At 75.1% G+C, this 15,726-nt stretch carries 17 protein-coding genes; 10 read left to right on the forward strand and 7 right to left on the reverse strand.

The window, feature by feature from the left end; all coding sequences use genetic code 11:
- Positions 1-7: 7 nt before the first annotated feature.
- On the reverse strand, positions 8-1,294 hold the full coding sequence (locus tag BLU95_RS35240; RefSeq protein ID WP_093863552.1) for a glycerophosphodiester phosphodiesterase: 1,287 nt from the start codon (positions 1,292-1,294) through the stop codon (positions 8-10).
- Positions 1,295-1,655: 361 nt separating this feature from the next.
- Between BLU95_RS35240 and BLU95_RS35245 the strand changes: the two genes are divergently transcribed.
- The 3 genes from BLU95_RS35245 to BLU95_RS35255 all read left to right on the forward strand — a co-directional run bounded on the left by BLU95_RS35245 (position 1,656) and on the right by BLU95_RS35255 (position 4,438).
- Positions 1,656-2,222: a DJ-1/PfpI family protein gene (locus BLU95_RS35245; protein ID WP_093863553.1), complete on the forward strand. Its 567-nt coding sequence runs from the start codon at positions 1,656-1,658 to the stop codon at positions 2,220-2,222.
- A 240-nt stretch (positions 2,223-2,462) separates the two neighbouring features.
- Complete coding sequence (locus BLU95_RS35250) at positions 2,463-3,782, forward strand: serine hydrolase domain-containing protein (protein WP_107452632.1); 1,320 nt, start codon at positions 2,463-2,465, stop codon at positions 3,780-3,782.
- A gap of 65 nt (positions 3,783-3,847) precedes the next feature.
- Positions 3,848-4,438, forward strand: coding sequence for a gamma carbonic anhydrase family protein (locus BLU95_RS35255; protein ID WP_093863555.1), 591 nt, complete (start codon positions 3,848-3,850; stop codon positions 4,436-4,438).
- A gap of 65 nt (positions 4,439-4,503) precedes the next feature.
- On the opposite strand, the gene BLU95_RS35260 is transcribed toward BLU95_RS35255, so the two are convergent.
- Entirely contained in the window at positions 4,504-5,766 is a 1,263-nt protein-coding gene (locus BLU95_RS35260) for an MFS transporter (protein ID WP_093863556.1), read from the reverse strand.
- Between the two features lie 216 nt (positions 5,767-5,982).
- On the opposite strand from BLU95_RS35260, the gene BLU95_RS35265 reads away from it, so the two are divergent.
- From BLU95_RS35265 to BLU95_RS35280, 4 genes are all read left to right on the forward strand, one after another.
- Entirely contained in the window at positions 5,983-6,219 is a 237-nt protein-coding gene (locus tag BLU95_RS35265; protein WP_093863557.1) for a DUF2277 domain-containing protein, read from the forward strand.
- A gap of 105 nt (positions 6,220-6,324) precedes the next feature.
- Positions 6,325-6,561 carry a DUF6296 family protein gene (locus BLU95_RS35270; RefSeq protein ID WP_093863558.1) on the forward strand — a complete coding sequence of 79 codons (237 nt, stop codon included), beginning with the start codon at positions 6,325-6,327 and terminating at the stop codon, positions 6,559-6,561.
- 170 nt (positions 6,562-6,731) lie between these two features.
- Positions 6,732-7,016, forward strand: coding sequence for a DUF427 domain-containing protein (locus BLU95_RS35275; protein WP_093863559.1), 285 nt, complete (start codon positions 6,732-6,734; stop codon positions 7,014-7,016).
- A gap of 137 nt (positions 7,017-7,153) precedes the next feature.
- Positions 7,154-8,152, forward strand: coding sequence for a hypothetical protein (locus BLU95_RS35280; protein ID WP_197698659.1), 999 nt, complete (start codon positions 7,154-7,156; stop codon positions 8,150-8,152).
- Positions 8,153-8,268: 116 nt separating this feature from the next.
- Here the strand turns inward: BLU95_RS35280 and BLU95_RS35290 are convergent, their stop codons facing one another.
- The 5 genes from BLU95_RS35290 to BLU95_RS35305 all read right to left on the reverse strand — a co-directional run bounded on the left by BLU95_RS35290 (position 8,269) and on the right by BLU95_RS35305 (position 12,606).
- On the reverse strand, positions 8,269-8,625 hold the full coding sequence (locus tag BLU95_RS35290; RefSeq protein ID WP_231978042.1) for a hypothetical protein: 357 nt from the start codon (positions 8,623-8,625) through the stop codon (positions 8,269-8,271).
- A gap of 142 nt (positions 8,626-8,767) precedes the next feature.
- Positions 8,768-8,929, reverse strand: coding sequence for a hypothetical protein (locus BLU95_RS42645; protein WP_159425123.1), 162 nt, complete (start codon positions 8,927-8,929; stop codon positions 8,768-8,770).
- A gap of 227 nt (positions 8,930-9,156) precedes the next feature.
- Complete coding sequence (locus tag BLU95_RS35295) at positions 9,157-10,377, reverse strand: cytochrome P450 (RefSeq protein ID WP_093863560.1); 1,221 nt, start codon at positions 10,375-10,377, stop codon at positions 9,157-9,159.
- 137 nt (positions 10,378-10,514) lie between these two features.
- Positions 10,515-10,733, reverse strand: a complete 219-nt coding sequence (locus BLU95_RS35300) for a ferredoxin (RefSeq protein WP_231978043.1) — start codon at positions 10,731-10,733, stop codon at positions 10,515-10,517.
- A gap of 304 nt (positions 10,734-11,037) precedes the next feature.
- Complete coding sequence (locus BLU95_RS35305) at positions 11,038-12,606, reverse strand: ATP-dependent DNA ligase (protein WP_093863562.1); 1,569 nt, start codon at positions 12,604-12,606, stop codon at positions 11,038-11,040.
- Between the two features lie 246 nt (positions 12,607-12,852).
- Here BLU95_RS35305 and BLU95_RS35310 point away from each other — a divergent pair, with 246 nt between their 5' ends.
- The 3 genes from BLU95_RS35310 (at position 12,853) to BLU95_RS43480 (ending at position 15,604) form a co-directional block, all read left to right on the forward strand.
- Positions 12,853-13,407 carry a GNAT family N-acetyltransferase gene (locus tag BLU95_RS35310; protein WP_093863563.1) on the forward strand — a complete coding sequence of 185 codons (555 nt, stop codon included), beginning with the start codon at positions 12,853-12,855 and terminating at the stop codon, positions 13,405-13,407.
- Between the two features lie 79 nt (positions 13,408-13,486).
- Positions 13,487-14,284 (forward strand): maleylpyruvate isomerase N-terminal domain-containing protein, encoded by a 798-nt coding sequence (locus BLU95_RS35315; protein ID WP_093863564.1) that lies wholly within the window; start codon positions 13,487-13,489, stop codon positions 14,282-14,284.
- 300 nt (positions 14,285-14,584) lie between these two features.
- On the forward strand, positions 14,585-15,604 hold the full coding sequence (locus tag BLU95_RS43480; protein WP_231978044.1) for a CAP domain-containing protein: 1,020 nt from the start codon (positions 14,585-14,587) through the stop codon (positions 15,602-15,604).
- Positions 15,605-15,726: the final 122 nt, after the last annotated feature.

Here is a 15,726-nt window from a genome sequence, read left to right on the forward strand (position 1 = left end):
GGTGCGCTCAGTGCACGCCCTTGGCGTCCCAGAAGTCCTGGCGGGCCAGCACGCTGGTGTCGGTCTGGTCGGTGAAGAAGCCGTCCACGCCGAGCTCGTACAGGTACTTCGCCCAGCCGATCGCGTCGCCGTACGCGTTGGGGTCGGTGCCCCGGCGGTAGTCCAGCGGAAGGAAGGCGTTCTCGTTGCGCACCGTGTACGGGTGCAGCAGCAGGCCGGCCGCGTGCGCGTCCCGGACCAGGGTGGTCGGCGGCAGCAGCTTGCCGGCCGCGTCGACCGGGACGATCAGGGTGGTGGTCGGGCCGATGCCGTGCGCGAAACCGGCGATCCAGCGCAGGTTCTCGGGCTTGACGAGGTCGGCCACGGTGCGCTTGTCGCCGGACAGCACGAAGTCGTACGGCTGGCTGGTCGGGCCGCTGAGCAGGAAGATCTTCGGGTTGTCGACCAGCTTGGCGAGCCGCTGCAGGCTGCTCGGCTCGAAGGACTGCAGGATCGCCCGGCCGTTGCGCCCGGCCAGCCCGGTGCGGCGCAGCTCGTCTGCGAGGCGCTCCTCCAGCGGCAGCCCGATCGAACGGAAGTAGCTGGGGTGCTTGGTCTCCGGGTACACCCAGACGTCCCGGCCGAGCTCGCGGCCGCGCTTGCGGGCGAAGTCCGCCACCTCGCGGAAGGTCGGGATCGCCCAGCGGCCGTCGTACAGCGTGTTGCGCTGACGCTGCTGCGGCAGCCGCTCCTTGGCGCGCAGGGTGCGCAGCTCGGCGAGCGTGAAGTCCTCGGTGAACCAGCCGGTCTGGGCCGCACCGTCGATGGTCTTCGTGGTGCGGCGGCTCGCGAACTCGGGGTGGTCGGCGACGTCCGTGGTCTCCACGATGTTGTTCTCGTGCCGGACCACCAGCTGGCCGTCCTTGGTGGGGACGAGGTCCGGCTCGATGACGTCCGCGCCCAGCTTCAGCGCCAGGTCGTAGGAGCCCAGGGTGTGCTCGGGGCGGTAGCCGGGGGCGCCGCGGTGACCGACGATCAGCGGGTGCGGCAGGCGGTCCAGGCCGGTGCCGGTGCGGACCGGCGGGCGGGTGCCGGCCGGACGGTCGGACGCGACGCCGCGCTCGTCGTCGGCGCCGGACCGGTCCGCGCCCGGCTGGTCCCCGGCGGGGGCGGCGAACGCCTCCCCGGCCCCGGCGGCGAGGGCCGCCGCGCCGAGACCGGCGGCACCGGTGGCCCGCAGGAAGCTGCGGCGGGAGGAGGAGGTGCCCTCGGCGGACTCCGCCGGGGTGCCGCCGTCGGTCGGACGGTACGTCATGGAAGCTCCTAGCTCGCGCGGATGGCGTCGCGGTCTCGGTGCGGCGGTGTCGGTGCCGCGCCGTCGGCGTCGCGGTGTGGCTGCCGCCCGCAGACTAGGAGCAGTCCCGTCCCGCCGGGTGGCCTCCGGGCGAACTGCGGGAGAAGTTCCGGCACCCACCGTCCTTGCCGGGCCCGGGTGGCCGAAGGGGCGCGTGCCGCAGCCGGGTGGCGCGCGGGGGCGCACTCGGCGGAGTGGATGCCCGGTGCGCCCCGTTGCGCGGGTGTGACGGGTACGGGAGGTTGGTCCCGGCCCGTGCCGGGTGCACCGGCCCGGGCCGACAGCATGTCCGACGATCGATCGATTCGGAGGGATGTCGGCGATGGCATCGAAGATCCTGCTCGTCACGGGGGACGCCGCGGAGTCGCTGGAGGTGTTCTACCCGTACCAGCGGCTGCGCGAGGAGGGCTACCAGGTCGACATCGCGGCACCGACCCGCAAGCGGCTGCAGTTCGTGGTGCACGACTTCGTCGAGGGCTTCGACACCTACACCGAGAAGCCGGGTTACACCTGGCCCGCCGACCTGGCGTTCGCCGAGGTGGACCCGGCGGACTACGTCGCGCTGGTGATCCCGGGCGGCCGCGCTCCCGAGTACCTGCGCAACGACCCGGAGGTGCGGCGGATCGTCCGGCACTTCTTCGAGAGCGAGAAGCCGGTCGCGCAGATCTGCCACGGCCCGTTGGTGTCGGCCGCCGCCGGGGTGCTCGGCGGGCGGACCAGTGCCGCCTACCCGGCCCTGGAGCCGGACGTGACGGCGGCCGGCGCGACGTACGTGGACGGCGAGGCCGTGGTCGACGGCGTGGTGGTCTCGGCCCGCGCCTGGCCCGACCACCCGGCGTGGCTGCGGGCGTTCGTCGAGGTCCTTCGGGTGAAGGCGCCGGTGTCCTGACCTCGCCCGACCTCGTGCTCGGGGAGGTGTCTCCGACCGGGGGCGGAGACACCTCCCCGAGGGGCGTCAGGGGTGGCCCGTACGGGAAGCGTCCGCCACGGGCGGGTGAATCTCGGCCCTGGGGCGGAGCGGGTCCGGACCGTGGGCGGAGGAGATCCGCCGGATCTCCTGTCAGAGTGTCAGCTACCGAACGAGGCACGGGAGTTGTGGAGACCCGGAGGCACTGACGTGGGAGGACGCATGGACCGGACGGCACGGAGCGGCACGGGCAGGACGAGGAACCGGCGCCGGGCCACGGCCGTGCGCGTCGTCGCGCTCGCGCTGGCCGGCGCGGGCCTGGTGGGCGTGATCGCCCCGACGGCCGGTGCGGTGGGCGCGACCGGGCCGGGAGGGGTGGCCGCGGTGACGGTGACGGGCACGCAGGACGGCGCGGACGCGGGCCGCGCCGGGCGCCGGGGTGTCGACGCGCGGGCGCTGGACGCCGCCGTGCGCGGCATGGTCGACCCCGGTGGGGCCTCGGCGACGCTCGCCCGGGTGAGCGAGCGCGGCCGCACCGCGTGGAAGGGCGCGGCCGGTACCGCCGACTTCAGTACCGGAGCCCCGGTGGACCCGGACGGCCTGTTCCGGATCGGCAGCGTGACCAAGACCTTCGTCTCGACCGTCGTCCTCCAACTGGTCGGCGAGGGGCGGCTGCGGCTGGACGACCCGGTCGAGAAGCTGCTGCCGGGAGCGGTGCCGAACGGCCGGAACATCACCCTGCGCCAGCTGCTCGACCACACCAGCGGCCTGTTCAACTACACCGAGGACGACCTCTTCGGCTACCAGGAGGACCCGGTCAGGCTCCAGCAGTGGCTGGAGACCGGCCGCTTCACCAGGTACACCCCGGAGCAGCTGATCGCCGTCGCCAACGCCCACCCGCCGTACTTCGAGCCGGGACAGGGCGCGCACTACTCCAACACCAACTACCTCGTGGTCGGGAAGATCGTCGAACGGGTCACCGGCCACAGCTGGCAGCAGGAGGTGGAGCGGCGGATCGTCCGTCGGCTGGGCTTGACCCGGACCTCCATGCCGGACCACTCGACGACGATCCCCGGCCCGCACGCGCACGGCTACTACGACCTGCCGGCCGGTCCCGCGGACGTCACCGAGGTGGACCCGAGCATGGCGGGGGCGGCGGGCGCCGGGATCTCGACCACCGCCGACCTCACCACCTTCATCACCGCCCTGATCGGCGGGCGGCTGCTGCCCCGGCCGCTGCTCGCCGAGATGATGACCGTCACGCCGCAGAGCGGCAAGGACACGTACGGTCTGGGACTCCAGCGCCTGTCGACGCCCTGCGGCCCGGTCTGGGGCCACGCGGGCGGAATCCCCGGCTACAACACCTTCGTCTACACCGACGGCGACACCCGTCGGCAGTTCGCCGCCTCCGTGAACGCCTTCGACATGTCGGACCCGGCGGCCACCGACGCGGCCTTCGCGAAGCTGCTCGACACCGGCACCTGCGGCGGCCCGCCGCCCACCGCCACCGTTCCGGCTCCGGCCCCCGCCCCGGCCGGCTGACGGCGCCGAGCGGGATGCCATCATGGCCCGCACCTGATGGGCAGTCGTCACAAGGAGGACGAGAGATGGCAGAGCCGCTGATCGCCGAGGTCGGGGGCCGGGTCCCGGTGGTCGACCCGACCGCGTTCGTGGCGCCCAACGCGGTCGTCGTCGGCAGCGTGACCGTCGCTGCGGGGGCGAGCGTCTGGTACGGCGCGGTGCTGCGCGGTGACGCCGAGGAGATCACCGTGGGCCCGGGCAGCAACGTCCAGGACAACTGCACCCTGCACGCCGACCTCGGTTTCCCGCTGGTGATGGGGGAGCGGATCTCGGTCGGCCACAACGCCGTGCTGCACGGCTGTGTGATCGAGGACGACGTCCTGGTCGGGATGAACGCCACGGTGCTGAACGGCGCCCGGATCGGGGCCGGCTCGCTGGTCGCGGCCGGTGCCGTGGTGCCGCAGGGCATGGTGGTCCCGCCCGGTTCGCTGGTCGCGGGGGTGCCGGCCAAGGTGCGCCGCGAGCTGACCGAGGAGGAGCGGACCGGCATCAAGTTCAACGCGGAGGGCTACTCGCTGCTGGCCGACGGTCACCGGGACCTCCGGCCCGTTCCGGGTCCGGGTCCGGTCCCGGTCGCGGCTCCGGGGCCGGAGACGGAGACGGCCGACGAGGTCTGAGGGGATCGGCCGCGGACCCCGTGCGGGCTCGGTGCGGGCTCGCGGTGCCGGCTCTCGGCGTCGGCTCAGCGGGAGGTCGTGGTCCCCGCGCCGATCCGGTCGTCCGGGGCCGGCGCGGGGCCCGGCACCGGGGCCGGGCCCGCACCCGCGACAGCGCTCGGGAGCCCCGGAGTCCGGGCGCCGGTGCGCCGCGCGGCGGCCGCCCAGGCCGCGACCGCGATCACCGCGCCGGAGGCGGCCAGGCCCGAGCCGACCAGCGGCGGCGAGGTCCAGCCCAGCCCGGCGTCCAGCGCCAGCCCGCCGAAGTACGCGCCCTGGGCGTTGGCCAGGTTGAAGGCACCCTGCACGGTCGCCGAGGCCAGCGTCGGGGCGCCCCGGGCCTCGCGCATCACCAGCGTCTGGACCGCCGGGACGATCGCGAACCCGAACAGCCCCACCAGCACCACCGTCGCCGCCGCCGACCACTGGGCCCGCGCGGTCACGGCGAACAGCGCCAGTACGGCCGCGAGCAGCAGGAACGCGACACATACCGTCGGCCGCAGCGCCCGGTCGGCCGCGTAGCCGCCGAGCAGGTTGCCGATCGTCATCCCGACCCCGAACAGCGCCAGCACCAGCGTCACCGAGCCGGTCGCGAAACCGGACACCTCGGTGAGCAGCGGGGTGATGTAGGAGTAGCAGGCGAAGAAGCCGCCGCAGCCGAAGACCACCGTGGCCAGCGCGAGCCACAGCTGTCCGCTGCGGAACGCGCCCAGCTCGTGCCGCAGACCCGACTGCGCCGGGGACGGCAGGGCCGGGACCAGCCGGGCGATCGCCAGGGCCCCCGCCGCGCCGATCGCGACCACCACCAGCATGGTCGCCCGCCATCCCAGGTGCTGGCCGAGCAGGGTTGCGGCCGGCACACCGACGACATTGGCGAGGGTCAGGCCGGAGAACATCACCGCGACCGCCCTGGCCCGCCGGTCCGGGGAGACGAGTTCCGCCGCCGCGACCGCCCCGGCGCCGAAGAACGCCCCGTGCGGCAGTCCGGTGACCAGCCGCGCGGCGGCCAGCGTCCAGAAGTCCGGGGCGAGCGCGCAGAGCAGGTTCCCGGCGGCGAAGAACCCGGCCAGGGCGACCAGCACCGCCTTCCGGGGCCGTCCGGCGGCGAGCGCGGTCAGCAGTGGCGCCCCGATCACCACGCCCAGCGCGTAGGCCGAGATCAGCCAGCCGGCCTGCGGGATCGAGACGTCCAGGTCGTTCGCGACCTGGGGCAGCAGCCCCATGGCGGCGAACTCGGTGGTTCCGATGGCGAAGGCGGTGACGGCCAGGGCGACCAGCGCGAGAGGCAAGGGGGTGCTCCGGAAGAACGGGCGGCGAAGGGCGGGCGGCGAAGGACGAGCGGGAGGAACGGGCGGGAGGAACGGGAAGACGGAACGGACCGGGGGAGGCCGGGATTGTTCGGGCCAAATCCTAATCCGATCGGATGACGCCACTGTGTGGTGCACGAGGCGGTCCCGTGACGGACGGGAGTCGCCTGCCGGGCGTCCGCGCGCAAGACTGGTGGCATGTGCCGCAGTATCAAGACGCTGAGACCACCCGTGACGCCCGACGCCACCGAGGAGGACTACCGCGCGGCCGCGCTCCAGTACGTACGGAAGGTGTCCGGGTTCCGGGCCCCGGCCGCGCACAACCGCGAGGCCTTCGACCGGGCCGTCGACGCCGTGGCGGAAGCCACCGCGCACCTGCTCGGCGAGCTGGAGGTTCGCGGTGCGTCCGCCCGTCAGGCCCGGGCCACCGCCTGAGGTCGGATTTCGAACGCCGGATGCCGGATGCCGTGGGCAGTCCGCGTCGAAGGCCGGGCAACCTCGAAGGCCGGGCAACGTCGAACAGGGAGCAGGAGGTCGGTGATGAGCCCCGTCACCCGCTATGCACTCACCTTCCCGGGCACCCCCGGCACCCAGGCCCCGCAGGACGTGGTCGTGGTCGAGCGCACCGGCGCCGCCGGGCCCGGTGGCCACCCGGTGTACGAGGACGCCAGCGGCATCGTCCGGGCCGAGATCAGCGACGCGGGGGAGGTCCGGATGCTCGCCACCGGCGGCCATCAGAACCCGCACGTCCCCGTCCACGCCCAGCCGCTGCCCTGAGCCGCCCGACCGACGGCCCCGAGCTGCCGACGCTGCGCCGGGCCGCCCGACCGCTGCGCCGGGCCGCCCGGTGTCGCCCGTTCGGCCGCCCGCCCCGCCCGGTCACGCACTGTGGCCGGATAACGCCCCGGCCGCTGCCGCCCCCGCGCCGCGTCGGGCAGACTCCCGCCATGACCACAGCACGCTGGCAGGGCACGGTCGTCGCCGAGAGCGAGGACACCGTCGTCGTCGAGGGAAACCACTACTTTCCGGCCGACTCCGTCCGCCCGGAGTACCTGCGCCCGTCCGACACCACCACCGTCTGCGGGTGGAAGGGCACCGCCGAGTACTACTCGCTCGACGTCGACGGCCGCACCAATCCGGACGCGGCCTGGTTCTACGCCTCCCCCGAGCCCGCGGCGGAGCACATCCGCGGCCGGGTGGCGTTCTGGCGGGGAGTCGAGATCACCGACTGACGGTCCCGGGAGCGATCGGCCGGCCGACCGGCCGGGACACCGCCGATAGGCCGTAGGGACGATGCCGTGGCCGTCCCGTCGCGGGACCGGGACACGTCCGGCGCGTACCGCCGGGCCGCGCCGGGTACGGCCACAGCATGGCAATCTTCAGGAAACCGGGGCGCTCCGGACAGCCCGAGCCCACCCCGGACCGCGTCGCCGACGAGCTGGCCGGCCTGGTCGAGGAACTCGAACCGAGTGCGCCCGGGGCGCTCCCCGAGGGCGAGGCCGGGGAGCTCGCCGAGTACCGCGCGGGTGTCGAGCGCGGCCGACGGCGCGGCGCCCAGCTGGTCACCGACATCTCCCGCCGCCTCGGCAGCGGCAGCCGGGCGGCGGCGAAGGGTGCCGCGTTCGGCGGCCGCGCGCTGGCCGACCAGCTGCTCCAGGCGGCCCCGCGGATCCCCGTCCGCGACCTCGCCACCCTGCGCGCCCAGCACCCCGGCGCCACCGACCCGGAACAGCTCGCCGACCTGCTGGTCACCGGCGCCGGCCGGGCCTCCAGCGCGCTCGGCGCCGGTGTGGGGGCCGCCGCGATGCTCCCGGTACCGCCCGCGATGCCGGTCGAGATCGCCGCCGAGACGCTCGCCGTGGCGGCCGTCGAGGTCAAGCTGATCGCCGAACTGCACCAGGTCTACGGCCTCCCGGCCCAGGGGACGGCCGCCCAGAAGGCCACCGCCTACGTCACCGCCTGGGCCAACCGGCGCGGCATCGACGGCTCGCTGCTGGCCAAACCGGCGGGCCTGGCGGCGATGGCCCTCGGCAGCGAGGTCCGCCAGCAGGTCCGCCGCCGGCTCACCCGCAGCTCGCTGCGCCGGTTGCCCTCGCTGACCCCGCTGCTGGTCGGCGCGGGTATCGGGGCCACGGTCAATCTGCGGGACACCCGCAAGGTCGCCCGCGAGGTCCGCGCGGACCTGCGGGCGCGCCGCCCGGTCGACCCCGGGTACTGGGCGGCCGCCGCACCGGCCCCGCGTCCGGAGAAGGACGCGGGCAGGGGGCTGGTGAAGGACGCGGGCAAGGGGCTGGTGAAGGGCCTCGGGAAGGGGCTGGGCAAGGCGGTCGGGAAGGGCGACGGGGCGGAGCCGGACGAGCGTCCGTGACGCCGTCCGCGGGGGCGTCTGCGAGGCCGTCCGCGGGGGGCGCCCGGCCGTCGCACGGCCCGCCCGTGACAACCGCAGCGGCCGGCCCCGCCCGGGGCCGGCCGCCGCGCGCCGGGTCAGCCGGCCGGTGCCGCCGGGGCGGCGGAGCCCTTCCCGGTCTTGACGGCGTTCACCATGGCCTGGTGGACGGCCCGCGCGGTGGTCTCGTCGGCCGCCGGAACCGGACTGCCGGCCACCGAGTACCAGTCCAGCGCGCCGGTGTACTGGACGGTCAGCCGCGCCTCGCCGTCGACCCAGGTGGTGTGCACGGTGAGGTCGCCCGAGATCGGGCCGACCTCGACGGTGGTCACCCCGCCCGGTCCGCTGATGATCGACTGGGTGGTCCAGGTGGCCCAGGACGCCCGGGGGTCGACCGGCGGCTCCACCGGCCCCGCCGACCGCCCGGCCGCCGTGCCCTGCTGCTGTTCGGTCATGCGCCCATCCTCTCCGGCCGGTCCGTCGCCGTACGGGCGGCGGAACCGGCGGTCGCGGAGGCCGCCCGCAGATCGGGCGGCCTCGTGGCAACGTCTCGGTTGCTCGTCGGCGGCTCTTCGCAAACCTGTCGGTCCGACCGGATCAGCCGATCGCCCCCCGTTCATCCTCCGGCTCGCCCTCCGCCTGGGAGGTGTCCTGCGCGTGCAGGTTCTGCATCGAGGTGATGCCCTCCTCGGGGTCGGCCGCGCGGACGTCCTCGTCCCGGTCGACGCTCACCTCGGAGCGTGCGCTCATGTCGGTCATCGCGGGCTCCGTCTCCTCGGCCGGCCGGGGGCGTCCGGGCCCGCCGCGCTACGCCGTGGTGGCGGGCGGCCGCCGGGCCGGTGCTCTGTTCTGCACCTCAAGCCTGCCTCCGTGCCCCGGCGAGGGCCAACCGGACCCGGCCGGCCCTCCGCCGTCGGTCACCCGTCGTGGACCGCCCGTCGCAGGTCACCGACGGGCGGCCGCCCGCCGCCGCCCGCCCGCCGCGGTCACCAGCGGACCGGCAGCGAGCCGAGCCCGTAGATCAGCGCCTCGGTGCGGAACTCCAGCTCCTCCTCCGGCACCGCGAGCCGCAGCCCCGGCAGCCGCCGGAACAGCGTGGCCAGGGCGATCTGGAGTTCCGCCCGCGCCAGCGGCTGGCCCAGGCACTGGTGCACCCCGAAGCCGAAGGCGACGTGCCGGCGGGCCTCGCGGTCGAGGTCGACCTCGTCGACGCCCGGGTGGCCCTCGGCGCCGAACAGCCCGTCGTCCCGGTTGGCGGTCGACAGCATCGCCATCACGCCGTCCCCCGCCCGGATCAGCGTGCCGCCGAGCACGACGTCCTCCACCGCCAGCCGGGGGACCCCGGTGTGCACGATGGTGAGCAGCCGCAGCAGCTCCTCCACCGCGCCGGGCACCGCCGCCGGATCGGCCAGCCGGGCCACCTGCTCCGGGTGGCGCAGCAGCAGGGCGGTGGAGAGCCCGATCATGTTGGCGGTGGTCTCGTGCCCGGCGACCAGCAGCAGCACCCCGGTCGAGGCGATCTCGCGCGTGGTGAGGTCCTCGCGGGTGGCCAGCCGGCTGAGGATGTCGTCCCCGGGCTCGGCCCGCTTGCGTTCGGCGAGCAGGCCGAGGTAGTCCAGCAGTTCGGTCTGTGCCCGGGCCACGTCGCGGTCGTCGGCCTCGGTGTTGAGCAGCAGCCGGCTGTTCGCCTGGAACGCCTCGCGGTCCTCGTACGGGACGCCCAGCAGCAGGCAGATGACGAGGGAGGGCACCGGCAGGGCGAAGTCGGCGACCAGGTCGGCGGGCCCGGCCGGGCCGCCCCGGGCGATCATCCGGTCCAGCGCCTCGTCCACGATCTGCTGGATTCCGGGGCGCATCTCCTCCACCCGCTTGACCAGGAAGTCCCCGGTGACCATGCGGCGCAGCCGGGCGTGCTCGGGGTCGTCGAGCCGGAGGAAGGAGGGGTTGGCGGCGACGAGTTCGCGCCGCCCCTCGGTGAGGAAGGGGAACGCGGGCCGGCGGGCGTCGGCGCTGAACCGGCGGTCCGAGAGCACCGTACGGACCTCCTGGTAACCGGTCACCAGCCAGCAGGGGGAGCCGTCCAGGAGTTCCGCGCGGCTGACCGGGCCGGTGCTCGCGGCCTCGGTGTAGGCGGGCGGCGGCGCGAACGGGCAGGCCGTGTCGTGCCGGGCCGGGATCAGGGTGACGGGAGCGGTGGGCGTGCTCAAGGTGGTCTCCTCGCGTGACAGGTGGGCCTGTGGCAGGCGGTGGGAGACGGCGGGCGGGCGGCGGGCCCGGCGGTGGCCGCCGGGGCGTCGTCGTCGGGCGCTCGTCGAGCGGTCGTCGAGTGGTGGTCGAACGGTCGCTAGGCGGCGCTGCCGGCCCCGTCGTCCTCGGTGACGGTGATCGCGCCGCCGGGGCACAGCTCGGCGGCGAGGCGCACATCGGCGAACCGCGGCGCGGGTACGGCGTTCAGGAGGACGCGCACCAGACCGTCCTGGTCGTCCTGTTCGAAGATCTCCGGCACGGTCATGACGCACTGGCCGGAGCTGCAGCAGCGGTCCCGTTCGACGTTCACGTGCATCGCGGACATCCTTCCCTGGTGTGGCACCGGATCCTCCGGGCCGTGCCGCCCCCGCTGTCGTCGTCAAACTAACCCCGACTCCCGTCGCACACGAAGAGAGCGTGGCCGTCTCGCGCAGAATGGCCGATTTGCCACTGCTCGTGAACGAGTGTGAGGAAGAAGAAGTTTGATCGATCGTCAGACGGGTTGTGCCGGTCCGGGACTGCGTTGTGTCACCGGTCCGGGACTGCGTTGCGTCACCGCTCCGGCGCGGCGCTGCGCTCCGTCACCGCTCCGGAGGTCCGTCCGTCGCCGCGGTCCCGTCCTACGTGGTGATCCCGTCCGTCGTGGTGATCCCTTCCGAGGCCGCGATCTCCCGGACGGTCGCGACGGTGTCGGCCTCGGCCGCGCTCTTGTCCGGCCGGTAGCGGACCACCCGGGCGAACCGCAGTGCCAGCCCGGCCGGATAGCGGGGGCTGCGCTGGACCCCGTCGAAGGCGATCTCGACGACCAGCTCCGGCCGCACCCGCACCGTCCGGGCGTCCCGTTCGACCTCGCGGGCGAGCAGGGCCTCGGTCTGCCGTGCGAGGGTGTCGTCGGTCAGGCCCTTGAAGGTCTTGCCGAGCATCACCCACGGGCCGAGGCCGGCCTCGCCGCCGGCCCGCGCTCCCAGGTGCAGATTGCTGAGGAAACCCTGCCGCCGGCCGCTGCCCCACTCGGCGGCCAGCACCACCAGGTCGAGGGTGTGCCGGGGCTTCACCTTGATCCAGCCCGCACCGCGCCGGCCGGCCCGGTAGCCCGCCGCCGGGTCCTTCACCAGGACCCCTTCGTGACCGCGGGCCAGGGTCGCGCGGAAGAACGCGAGGGCCTCCTGCCGGTCGCCGGTCTCCGTGCGGGCCACCCGCAGTGCGGCCGGGACGGCCCCGGCCAGCGCGGCCCAGCGCTCCCGGCCGGGCCGGTCCACCAGGTCCTCGCCGTCCCGGTGCAGCAGGTCGAAGAAGTGCGGGCTGAGTGGGACCTCGGCGCGCAGCCGCTCCGGGTCCCGGCGGGCCGCGGTGCGGGCGGCGGTCTCCTGGAACGGGCGCGGGCGGCCGTCCGGTCCGAGGGCGATCGCCTCGCCGTCCAGCACCGCCGACCGCACCGGGAGCGCCAGCGCGGCCTCCACCACCTCGGGCACCCGGGCGGTGATGTCGTCCAGCGACCGGGTGAACACCCCGACGTCCCCGCCGTCCCGGTGCACCTGGATCCGGATCCCGTCCAGCTTCCACTCCAGCGCCGCCGGACCGGGGAGGTGTTCCAGCGCCGCGCCGACGTCCGGCGCCGAGGCCGCCAGCATCGGCCGCACCGGGCGGCCCACCTCCAGCCGGAAGGCGGCCAGCGCGGGCTCCCCGCCGGTCAGCGCGGCCTCGGCGACCGCCCGCGCCGAACCGCGGAACATCAGCGCCCGCCGCACCGTCGCCGCCGGCACCCCGGCGGCGCGTGCCACGGCGTCGGCGACCACCGCGTCCAGCGCCCCCTGGCGGAGGTCGCCGACCAGGACGGCGCGCAGGAAGGACTGCTCGACCTCGGTGGCGCGCCCGAACAGTCCGGCCAGCAGCCGCTGCCGCTCGGCCCGGGCACCCGTCCCGTGCACGGCCGCGATCGCCTCCAGGACCCGCTCCGTCTCGCGCACCCCCAGCACCGGTTCGGCGGCGGGCGGCGGCAGCTCGCGCAGCGCGGCCGGGCCGAGGCCGGTGCGCAGCCGCTGCGACTCGCCCGAGAGCAGGACGACGGCGGCGGGCGCCTCCTCGGGGCCGAGCTCGCGCAGACAGTCGGAGAGCAGCTCGGTCTTGGCCCGCCGACCGGGTTCGGTGGCCACGGCGCGCGAGGTGAGGGCCAGACGGCGGAGCAGCATCGGGGGCCTCCTCGGCGGGCGTGGGGTGTGCCTCGGGAACGGCGTGCGGGCGGGCGTCCAGGATCGGTGATGCGGGTCGCGGGCGCGCGGCGGGGACGCCGGTCCGGTGGCACGGGGCGCTTGCCACTCCGTAGCGGAGCGGACCCGTACTTGGCCGTGCTGTCGATCGGCGCGGATCCGACGGGGCGTCATGCTGTCCGGCGTCCACCCGTGCACGCACGGTACGACCGAACCGAGGAGCGTCCCATGCCGACGACCGGCACCACACCGACGACCAGCACCACGCCGACGACCAGCACCACGCCGACGACCAGCACCACGCCTCCCGCCGGGTTCCGGCCGACCGGGGGCTGGACCGTCGACGCGCCCACGGCCGCGGACTTCGCCGCCTGGCGGGAGCTGTTCCGGGGCTACTGCGACTTCTACCGGGTGCCCGTGCCCGACGAAAAGGCCGAGCTGGTCTGGTCCTGGCTCACCGACCCGGTGCACGAGCTGGACGGTCTGCTGGTGCGCGACGCCGACGGCACCCCGGTCGGACTGGCGCACTACCGGCCGTTTGTCCGCCCGCTGCACGGCGCGGTGGCGGGCTTCCTCGACGACCTGTTCGTGGCCCCGGCTGCGCGCGGCACCGGGGCGGTCGACCTGCTCCTCGCCCGGCTGCGCTCGATCGCCGCCGAGCGCGGCTGGAACACCGTCCGCTGGATCACCGCCGACGACAACCACCGGGCCCGCAGCAAGTACGACCAGGTCGCCACCCGGACGATGTTCGTCACCTACGACATGCCGCCGGCCGGCGTCTGACCGTCCTTGGTCCCGGGCCGGGGCCGGCGTGCGCGAAAAGGGATGGCAGGCGGTTCGATCATGGTGATAGACACCGGGTGTGCATAACACCCTGGACTTTCCCGACCTGCTCCGTCTGATCGACGAGCGGGCGACCGCCTTCCGTGCCGCCGTCGCCGCCGCGCCCGACCTCGACGCGAAGGTGCCGACCTGCCCCGACTGGACACTGCTCGACCTGGTCCGGCACCTGGGGGAGGGGCGGCGCAACTGGGCTGTCATCGTGGCCGCCGGGCCGTCCGAGGTCCGCCCCGACACCTCCGCCGCCCTGGCCGGCCCGGCCGTGCCGCCGGAGCGCGAGGCCCTGATCGCCTGGCTGGCCGAGTCCACCCAGCAGCTCCTGGACGCCCTGCGCGAGGCCGGTCCGGACAGCGGCTGCTGGACGTGGTGGCCCGACTCGCAGGCGCCGCAGACCGCGGGGGCCGTGGCCCGGCACCAGCTCCAGGAGATCACGGTGCACACCTACGACGCCCAGTTGGTCGCGGGCACCGCGCAGCCGCTGCCGACCGAGGTGGCCCTGGACGGCGTCGAGGAGTTCCTGGTCACCTGCTGCGCCACGACGGCCGCCTGGCCGCACGAGCCCGCGACCGTCGACTACCACGTCACCGAGGGCCGGTCCTGGCGCCTGCAGTTGGACGCCGAGGGGGCGCGGGCCACCCGCATCCCCGCGCCCGGCACCCCCGGCTCGGCGGACCTCGCCCCGGCGAACTTCTCGACCGAGTCCTCGGCCGGCGAACTGATCCTCGCCGGCTTCTACGGCCGCCAGCCGCTCGACGTGCTGAGATTGGAGGGCGACCGGCAGATCATCGAGCAGCTGATCGCCTGGGAGCCCGAGGTCTAGGACCAGGACGCGGCACCCGCCGGGTGCACCACCGGGGGCGGAATCGACCGATTCCGCCCCCGGTCGGCGTTCCGCGCGAGCTCCGGGCGACGCCGCGGCGTGCGGGCGCCGGGTGCACCGCCCCCGTGCCGCCCGACGGGCCCGGCCGGGGATGCGGCATCATGGCCGAGCGCCGTCCCGCCGGTTCGTTCGGAAATCAGTTCGCACTTTTCTGTTATCCGCCCACCGCTCCACGGTCTCCCAGGTGTCGGCACTCGTCCGACCGAATCCGACGGACCAGAACTCAGGAAGCGTGCGCAGGTGAACAGCGAAGACCGCACCACCATCCTCCCCGCGACCGGCCGCCCCGCGGGCGCCGACGGGCGCTCCGCGCGGCGTGCCGCCGAACGGCGGCGCGGCCACGGCCGGCGCCGCCGCCGGGGCGCGATGGGACCGATGATGGCCGTTGCCGCCGCCGTCGCGGGCACGAGCGTGATCGCCGCGCTGACCGGCGCCGGGTACGCGGTGTTCCGCGGCGAGGAGGGCAGCGACACCGGCTCGCAGGCGGTGGCGTACGAGCCGCTGGTCGCGGCCGAGGCCGGGGACGTGAACGGCATCCAGGTACCCGGGGCGGGCGGCGCGCCGGTCCAGGACCCGGCCCCGACCGACCAGGCCCGCGCGGCCACGGCCACGGCTCCTCCCAGCACCGCCCCGGCGACGCCCTCCGCCCAGGCCACCACCGCGGGGCCCACCGCCTCGACGGCCCCGGCCACCGCGTCCGGCACGCCGCGCAATCCGACCGTGAGCCCGAGCACCGGAACCACTCCCGGCAGTACGGCCGGTGCCCCCGACCCGGGGAAGCCGACCGCGGCCCCCACCAGCGCCCCCACGACGGTCAAGCCCTCGCCGACCGCGCCGCGTCCGACCGCCACCACCGCGCCGGGCGGTTCGTCGAACAGCTCCTTCGCCCAGCAGGTCGCGGACCTGGTCAACGTCCAGCGCTCGCAGGCCGGTTGCGGACCGCTCACGGTGGACGCCAAGCTCACCGCCGCCGCCCAGTTCCACAGCGACGACATGGCCGACCGCAACTTCTTCGACCACGCCAGCCCCGACGGCTTCCACGCGGACCACCGCATCGAGGCGGCCGGCTACCGCTGGAGCAGCTGGGGCGAGAACATCGCGCGCGGTCAGAAGGATCCGGCGGCGGTGATGGAGTCGTGGATGAACAGCCCCGGCCACCGCGCCAACATCCTCAACTGCTCGTTCAAGCAGATCGGCGTCGGCGTCCGGACCGGTTCGGGCGGGCCCTGGTGGACCCAGGTCTTCGCCTCGCCGTCCTGAGCCGGGCGCTCCGACCGTCGGCGGCCCGACCTTCGGCGACCCGACCTGCGGCGGCCCGGCCGTCGACTGCTCGGCCGTCGGCGGCTCGGTGCTCCGGAGCGCGCCGTCCTGCCGAGCGCACG

This window comes from Streptomyces sp. TLI_053, from assembly GCF_900105395.1.
GTDB lineage: Bacteria > Actinomycetota > Actinomycetes > Streptomycetales > Streptomycetaceae > Kitasatospora.